The 8203-nt window shown below is 45.3% G+C and carries 7 protein-coding genes; 3 read left to right on the top strand and 4 right to left on the bottom strand.

What is annotated here, in order from left to right:
- The first annotated feature begins 128 nt into the window (after positions 1–128).
- Positions 129–1058, top strand: coding sequence for an FkbM family methyltransferase (locus O3C58_13850; protein MDA0692934.1), 930 nt, complete (start codon positions 129–131; stop codon positions 1056–1058).
- 49 nt (positions 1059–1107) lie between these two features.
- Here O3C58_13850 and O3C58_13845 read toward each other — a convergent pair whose 3' ends face one another.
- The 4 genes from O3C58_13845 to O3C58_13830 all read right to left on the bottom strand — a co-directional run bounded on the left by O3C58_13845 (position 1108) and on the right by O3C58_13830 (position 5968).
- Entirely contained in the window at positions 1108–1716 is a 609-nt protein-coding gene (locus O3C58_13845; GenBank protein MDA0692933.1) for a methyltransferase domain-containing protein, read from the bottom strand.
- A 57-nt stretch (positions 1717–1773) separates the two neighbouring features.
- Positions 1774–3501, bottom strand: coding sequence for an ABC transporter ATP-binding protein (locus O3C58_13840; protein ID MDA0692932.1), 1728 nt, complete (start codon positions 3499–3501; stop codon positions 1774–1776).
- Positions 3502–3673: 172 nt separating this feature from the next.
- Positions 3674–4813 (bottom strand): glycosyltransferase family 4 protein, encoded by a 1140-nt coding sequence (locus tag O3C58_13835; GenBank protein MDA0692931.1) that lies wholly within the window; start codon positions 4811–4813, stop codon positions 3674–3676.
- A 33-nt stretch (positions 4814–4846) separates the two neighbouring features.
- Positions 4847–5968, bottom strand: coding sequence for a glycosyltransferase family 4 protein (locus O3C58_13830; protein MDA0692930.1), 1122 nt, complete (start codon positions 5966–5968; stop codon positions 4847–4849).
- A 163-nt stretch (positions 5969–6131) separates the two neighbouring features.
- Between O3C58_13830 and O3C58_13825 the strand changes: the two genes are divergently transcribed.
- Positions 6132–7133 carry a class I SAM-dependent methyltransferase gene (locus O3C58_13825; protein MDA0692929.1) on the top strand — a complete coding sequence of 334 codons (1002 nt, stop codon included), beginning with the start codon at positions 6132–6134 and terminating at the stop codon, positions 7131–7133.
- A 27-nt stretch (positions 7134–7160) separates the two neighbouring features.
- The gene (locus O3C58_13820; GenBank protein ID MDA0692928.1) at positions 7161–8165 is read left to right on the top strand and encodes a glycosyltransferase family 9 protein; all 1005 of its coding nucleotides are present in this window, start codon (positions 7161–7163) and stop codon (positions 8163–8165) included.
- The last annotated feature ends 38 nt before the right edge of the window (positions 8166–8203 follow it).

Below are 8203 nucleotides of genomic sequence, written 5' to 3'. Positions count from 1 at the left end.
GCCATCTGCGACTGCGGCCATACCAGCAAGTCGCCTTTCTGCGACGGGTCTCACTCGAAATTGTAAAACGGCTTCTTTTTCTGATGGCTATTTAAATTACATATTATTTTTCTAAGGAATTAAAAAATTTGAACCGCAGTGCCTTAAAGTTTATCCATAACCTGAAAAGCATTTTGTTTCTCCTTTCCTACTATGGGTTGGAAATTCCTTGGAATGCCTATAATAAATACATTCAAAAAAGGAGCATCAAAGCTTTAAAAATAAAATATCCGATCATTGATTTAATCCGATTCAAGGGTGTTGAGTTTTTAATTTATTTTGAAAGCAAGGGCATTATTGAAGAATTGATACTCAAGGAGGGTTCCTATGAAGGAGATTTGATAACCATTGCTGATCGCTTTATTAAAGAAAATACTATCATTATTGATGTGGGAGCAAATATTGGTTTTGAAAGCTTGTATTTTTCCCGAAAATACCCTGGCAACCTGGTTTACAGCTACGAACCCACTACCATTCCCTTTAATTGCTTGAGAAAATCAAAGGATATCAATGGTCTGGATAATTTGAAGATTTTTAAAATTGGAGTTGGGGAAAAAAGTGGAAAGGTTGAAATTCATGCCGCAACGAATGATACCTATAACAAGGGTCTGGCTTCCATTGAAAGCAATTTCGACCTGGATGATACATTTGTAAAAGAGACCATCGACATCATAACGCTGGATGAACACATTAAGGAAAACAGGCGTGTCTCGCTAATCAAAATTGATGTTCAGGGGTATGAAACCAAAGTTCTGGAAGGGGCCATTGCTTTAATTGAAAAAGACAAGCTGGTAATTATTTATGAGCATTTTGAAGGGTATTATTCCAACCCGCAGGAGCTAAGAAACAAAATAGAAAACCTTCTCTCTACGCTCGGTTATGAGCTATATCTTATCCGTTCAAAAAGTAATTTCCGTCCGCACAGATTCCTGGAAAAAGTAAATCTCAAATCCAAAAAAGAAATCAATGGAGATATTGTCGCTTTGCCAATGCATTTTGACACATGTGAACTTGTTTAAAAAATTCAGGATACCGAGGGAATGATCTCATTCTATCTTTATTGGCACCCTACTGCTCTTTTCTTAATTCTGTGACCACTTCCCATTCCTTATAGGGCAGGATTTTGAGAAATCGCTCTCCCCTTCTTTGCTTCCGGTTGATCAATCTTTCCAGGATTTTGTCAAACCATTTCACCTTGTACCAGCGCCGAAATATTTGCATCTTTGATTGAATCATCTCAAAGTGAAAATCATAATAATAAGAGCCGGGACTCTTTTTGTCGAATTGGGAAAAGGTTTCAAAGGTGAAAAATCTGACATGCGTGCTGTCGCCAAAAGCTATGGGGCTAAAACAATGCGGGACCCATATTTTAAGAAGTCCTCCCGGTTTCAACACCCTGTGGATTTCCCTCATGATGCCTTTCAAATCTTGAATATGCTCAAGGACATGCACACAATACACTTCATGCACAGAACCACTCTCTAAAGGCAGCCCCTGGGACAAGTCACAAACCAGGTTCACTCCGGGAAGTGGCGCTACATCGATAACCGTAAAGTCAGATGGATCGTAATCCATACCAATATATCGTTTATAACGATCAATTTTATTTTGATCGAGCCCACCTCCCCCCACATCCAGGCGAATCTTTTTACCATCTGATCGAAACTGACTGTTCATATTTATCTGACAGGTTAAATTCTATTAGCGACTGCTACCCATAAATTCCGAGAATGATCATTTGGAAAACTGCATTTCATAATACTTTCGATACAATTTGCTATCGACGAGCAAAGTTTCGTGCGTCCCCGTTTCGACGATTTCCCCCTTGTCGAGAACAATAATCCGATTGGCATTTTTTACGGTGGAGAGGCGGTGGGCGATCACAAATGTGGTGCGATGTTCCATCAGATTATGCAGGGCGTCCTGGACAATTTTTTCGGATGCCGAATCCAATGATGAGGTGGCTTCATCGAGAACCAGTATCGGTGCGTTTCTCAAAATCGCGCGAGCAATCGCAATCCGCTGTTTTTGGCCCCCAGACAACTTAACACCGCGTTCTCCGATCCTGGTATCGTATCCGTGTTCCATTTCCTGGACAAAGAAGTCCACATGAGCGGCACGGGCGGCTCCCATGATTTCTTCCTCAAGCGCTCCCTCTTTCCCAAAAGCGATGTTATTCCAAATGGTATCGTCGAACAAAAATGTTTCCTGGGTAACTAATGCCAGATTTGCACGCAGACTTTTCAAGCGGTATTCGTGAATGCCCAACCCATCAATGAAGATGCCGCCCTTGCTTGCATCATGAAATCGAAACAGCAGGTCCACCAGAGTTGTTTTCCCGGCCCCGCTCATCCCGACAATCGCAAGCACCTCGCCCTTCTTAACGGAAAGATTGATTCGATTCAGGACAACACCTTTTCTGGAGGGATACGAAAAAGAGACGTCCCGAAACTCAATGCCATCATTGAATTTTGTAAGTTCTTTATCTCCTTCCCTGACCTTTTCTTTATCCATATCAAGAATTGAAAACACTCGTTCAGCGCCGGCAAGGGCAATTTGCAAGCTGCCATAATTCTTAATCAGAATCCGCAGCGGTCCATAAATCATAAAAAGAGCCACTATGAAGGCGATGAATGTCCCCTGGCTCACCTCACCCGTCATCACCTTGCCGCCGCCGTACCAGAGAATAGTCGCCGCACTGATAACGCTGAGAAACTCCATTAAGGGAGAAATTATCTCGATATATTTGACATTCTTTTTCATGATCGTGAGATGCGTCTGGTTCAGATCTGAAAACTTTTTCTTTTCACTCGGCTCCAGCCCGAATGCCCGGACCACCTTGATGCCGGAAAAAGATTCCACCACAGTGGAACACAAATCTGCCATCACTTCCTGCCCCTTGTGGCTGAGACGTTTTAGCTTTTTTCCTATATTGGCAACCGGAAAAATAATAATTGGAAAAATAATAAACGCCATCAGCGCCCATTTCCAGTTCAGATAAAACACCCAACTGAGAAGCCCCACCAGCATGACTCCATTCTGGACAAATTCCTTTAAAAGACGGGTCACCGTGGATTGCATGACGGAGACGTCCCCAGTGACTCTGGAAATCAACTGACCGATTTCCATATCTTCAAAAAATCCAAAGGGCAGACTGTGGATATGATCGAATAGTTTCTGTCGAAAGGAAACAACGAGATCCCACGAGATCCAAAATATGATCAGGTTCTGAGCGTAAAGCAGCACTCCCTTGATGAAGAACAATCCGATCAGAGCCAGCGGAATAACCTTCAACATGAAGAAGTCTTTTTCCACAAATATTTTATCGAATGTTTTTTGAATCAAGGGAACGGGAGACGTAGAAATGGCTCCCACCACAACAGAGAAACAAATGGCCAGAATCAACCTCCCCATATAGGGACGAATATTATAAAAAAGTCTTTTGATTAAGCTGATATTCATGAATCTGTCTAGTAATTTAAAAAAAATCTCGATGCCTGCACGTGAAGGCATTGAGTTGAAAAATAAAACTGTCCTGCAGTACTTCAGTGGGTTAGTTTCCCACCCTCAACCCCAATGCCGGAACCCCTTGTATCTTTACAGGTCTTGAAAACAAATTGATCCAGGACCGCGCCTACTTTTTATACGACCCTATCACCTCCTGATAAACTCCCATCATTTCCTCAATATTTCTCGCCTGCGTGAATTTTTCCGCAAGAACCCGGGCGTGCCGTCCCATATTTTCCCTGACAACGGGATCAAACAAGGGGTTGATATGTTCCGCAATTTCTTTCGGGTCGGACGGATTTTCAACAACCATTCCGCTTTTTCCATGTTCCAGAATTTCCGCCGCGCCGCTGTGCATACTGGTCACGACCGGCAACCCGGAAGCAAGGGCCTCCAGGTTGGCGTTGCCGAAAGGTTCATAGATCGACGGCAATACAAAAATATCCGCCGCCGCATAGTATTGTTCCAGATCATCCACAGGGTCCAGGCAATGAATTTTCTTTCGCTTTTCCGGGGAAGTAAAACCCAGGTAGCGATTCCAGTTTCCTTTACCCATCAGCAGGAGCTGCCAGTTGTCCGAAGATAAAAACTCCAGGGATTGAATCAGAAATTTTAATCCTTTGCGCTCAAACCCCGACCCGACAAACAGGATCAAAACGCTCGCATCGGGAACCTTCAGCTTTTCTCTTATTTTGGAACGATACAATTTTTTATTTTTCGGATGAAACCGTTCCAGTTCCACCCCGTTGTAAACCACCGTTATCTTATCATCTGGAACGCGGTAATGTTTCTGGATATCCTTTTTAACCATTTCGGATATCGCCACAATTTTCCGGCACCACTTTTTCTCAAACATCCCCTTCTCCATGAAAAGAATCAACCGGTGAAAAGGGTTGAATGCGAGAAAAAATCTTTTAACCGGGGAAAGAAATTTTCTCCGCTGTTCCAGCCATTCCCTGTGACAGCCGTCTCCGGCCCGGTAGATGTCCTGATCAAATATGCGTTCATGGCTTTGAACAACGTCAAATTTTTGCTTGCGAATTTCCCTGGCGGCAAACCAGGAGAAAGAAAGTGAACGAATGAAAGAGTTAAAGGTCCATGCGGGAACCGGATGCACCTGCAAACGAGGAGCGCTGTCCGTCTGCCATTGATGGGCAAATATATGGACCTCGTGCCCGGCGCTTGCAAGCTGGTTCGTGTATTGATCCACAAACCCTTCCGCACCCCCATAGTTGACATATTTGTATCGGATGACTGCAATCTTCATCGAAGGGTCCGTTCAATCCACACCACAAACTGTTTATTTCAAGGAGGCGCCCAGCACATCGTTATACACTTTAAGGGTCTGGTCCATTTTTCGATCCCAGGTCAACTCTTTACGGCAATAGTCATAGGCGTTTTCGGCCAGTTCCCTGGCCCATTCAGGATTCTGTAATAGCTTCACAATCCCCTCCGCCAGACTTTTTCCACTTTTGATATCCGCCAGCACGCCTCGCTCTCCATCGCGGAACAATTCGGCAATGGATCCTCCACGGGTTGCCACAACGGGCGTTTTCATGGCAAATGCCTGGGGAATCACCTGTGACGTTCCCTCTCCGGCGAAGGACGCCAGGACCATAATATTCATCGCCGCAATAATTTCGGGAACGTCTTCCCGGTGCCCCATGACCGTGACGGCCCCCTTCATTTCAGGCGCTCGGGATCTTTCCCTGATCTCTTCGTACCCCGGACCGGCCCCGACGATAATAAACCGTGCATCGGGAAACTTTTCCAGAACAAGAGGAACCGCTTCCAGAAAATAATTATGTCCTTTCCAACCCCGAATCACCCCGATTTTACCGATCAACGGCTGTCCCGGTTTCAAGCCCAGCTCGGTGCGAATTTCTTCCCCAGAAACACTCAAGTCAAACCGGCGCATATCAACTCCGGCGGGAATGGACACCACCTGCTCTGGAGTCACACCTTTGAGTTGGATCATAACATTACGGATAGTTTCACCACTGGTGAGGATTCGCTTTGGAAAGTTGGCATACAGCCAGTTGTTGGGAAAATGATTTTTAACCGGAATGGAGACGTGCCGACTGCGAACGATGGGAATATCAAGGCATTTGCCAATAAAAGACACCAGCCAGCTGTCGATGGAACTGTGAGTGTGCAGAATATCAGGTTTATCATTTTTAATCAGCCGGTACAACATGCCAAAAGCCTTTGGGCTTAGAGGTCGCGGCATGGCTACAGGAAAAAACTTAAACTCCGGGTGCTCAATGGCTTGGCATCGCTTCGCAAGCGGGCTACCCGGTTGACAGATGATAGTGACTCGGTGTCCTCGCTCCAGGAGCATGCAAGTCTCCTGAACCACTCTTATTTCCTGCCCGCCCCAGCCGACTGCAGCTTCAGAATGTAAAATATGGAGCGCTTTCAAGGCAGGAACCCGTTATCAAAAATCGTGGATAGGTTGCAAGTGGACGGCGAATAATTTAACATATCCCCTCAGTAGTGTCGATATCAACATGGAAGTCATTCCTTTCCACCCCTGTCGTGCAATGGGTGGAAAACAAGGAATCCCCTGTCCTTTAATATTCCCAATGCCCCAGCCCGTGTCCGAACAATTCGAACTCATTCCCTGTGATAATTGCGGGTCCGACCAGTTTTCCACCCTCTGTGAGTGGAATAATTTGTCCAAGGTGGTCCAATGCCGTTGCTGTGGGTTGCAGTTGGTCAACCCGATTCCCAACAAGGAATATCTTGATCAATTATATCGACAGGACGGGGAAGAGCACCCCTATTACCAGAATTATATTCGGGAGCGAACCGACAGAAAAAAATCCTATAACAAACAATACCACCGCCGTTTGAAGTTGATTGAGAAATACTCCAAGGGAAAAGGGAAATTGCTTGATATCGGGTGCGGCGGCGGATTTTTTCTGAAAGCCGCCGAGGAGCGCGGCTGGGATCCCCATGGGATCGATATTGTTCCTGATTTTGTCGAATTTGCCCGCAATGAATTACAATTAAAAAATGTCCACTGCCGCTCCCTGGAACAATCAAACTACGAAAAACACTATTTCGATGTCATTGTCCTCTGGGATTTAATCGAGCACCTCCCGCGTCCTGCGGATTTCCTGAAAACCATCAATTCCATATTGCGTCCGGGTGGCATTCTGGTCATCTGGACCCCAAATACGAAAAATGCTACCTGGGTGAAAGGGAAATGGGTGGGGTACACTTCTCTCCAGCATCTATATTTTTTTTCAACCCTCACCCTGAAAAAAATGCTGAACTCCTCAGGATTTGGCTTGGTGTACCAAAACACCAACCGGGCAAAAAAGGGGTTTTTTTCACCTCCAAAAAATAAACCCTACCAAAAACCAGACCGACCTTTTACCAAATGGGAAAAATTTTTGTGGGCAATGAAAAGGGACTTCAAAAATTTCATCAACCCGATCAATTATATCAGTCCCCTTCTGGATTGGGCCGGTTATGGCTTCAATCTGTATGTCATCGCAGAAAAAACTGGCGAATGCTCCAGAGAAGCTGAAAAAACCAAAAATTCTTCTTCTGCCATTTCTACTCCATCATCAGATTAAACCGAGTAATATTTTCATCCAACCTCTATGAAGAAAATTCTGGTAGTGAGCACAACCGGCATGGGTGACAGCTTGTGGGGAACCCCCGCCCTTAGAGCTTTAAAAAAATCTTTCCCCGATGCAGACATACATTTTCTTATAAACCCTCACTGGGAAAAACTTTTCGAGGGTAACCCCCATATAGACCGTATCATTCACTATTCCCCTAAATGGTTCAAGCAACCTCTGCTTGGTTTGAGTCTATTGTGGACCCGATACGATCATGTCCTCATCTTCCATGCCAATAAAGATATCACACGCCTTTTGCCGTGGTTAACATATCGATCTCTTTTGGCACACCAGAACTCCTCCTGGATTCGGGAAAAAAACCGGGTCCGAATGGAGAAGGAGGGCGTGGTTCACGGAATTCAGAGGCGGTTGATTTTAATTGCAAAAATCGGAGCGCAAAGTGCTGGCAAATATATGGAGATTTTTTTTAATGACGCCGAGCGCAGCGAAGCCCACGCATTCATGAGAAAAAAATCCTTGTCGCCCAAAAATTATATCTACATCAATATCGGCGCTTCCGGTGCGCACCGGCGTTGGCCGGAAGATCGTTTTCTTGAATTAGCGGAAAAAATCCTGGAAAAGACAGCTTATAAAATAATTCTGGGAGGCGGGCCGGGTGAAAAGCAACATATCCACGATATGATGGCAACACTGAACTCGGACCGATGCAGCGATTCAATCGGAGTTCCACTAAAACCAGACAGCTATATTATCAGCCAGGCCCGGTTGCTCATCACCTGCGATACCGGCCCCATGCATGTCGGCTTCGCTTTGAAGGTGCCGACCGTCGCCTTGTTTGGTCCTTACGATCCACGCGGAACCGGCCCATTTGACCTTGAAAAGCATCGCTGTTTCATGATTCACCCCTCCGCCAAAGGAGAGTTTTCGCCGGACATGGACTATGAAAATGGGGAATTAAAGAATATCGACGTCACCACCGTTTGGGACAAAGTTCAGGAAGCATTAACCGCCCTTCCCGAATGATCCCCGTGACAAGCTTTAGCAGGTTGCTGAAAAAGAGA

It is taken from the genome of Nitrospinota bacterium (genome assembly GCA_027619975.1).
Lineage (GTDB): Bacteria > Nitrospinota > Nitrospinia > Nitrospinales > VA-1 > JADFGI01.
The sequence above is the reverse complement of the archived record's forward strand: the minus strand, read 5'-3'. Positions and strand labels throughout refer to the sequence as shown.

Bases quoted from the DNA above. Each gene is read 5' to 3' on its own strand.
- O3C58_13835 (MDA0692931.1), bottom strand. From the start codon at position 4,813: ATGAAGATTGCAGTCATCCGATACAAATATGTCAACTATGGGGGTGCG.
- O3C58_13840 (MDA0692932.1), bottom strand. From the start codon at position 3,501: ATGAATATCAGCTTAATCAAAAGACTTTTTTATAATATTCGTCCCTAT.
- O3C58_13820 (MDA0692928.1), top strand. From the start codon at position 7,161: ATGAAGAAAATTCTGGTAGTGAGCACAACCGGCATGGGTGACAGCTTG.
- O3C58_13825 (MDA0692929.1), top strand. From the start codon at position 6,132: ATGCCCCAGCCCGTGTCCGAACAATTCGAACTCATTCCCTGTGATAAT.
- O3C58_13845 (MDA0692933.1), bottom strand. From the start codon at position 1,716: ATGAACAGTCAGTTTCGATCAGATGGTAAAAAGATTCGCCTGGATGTG.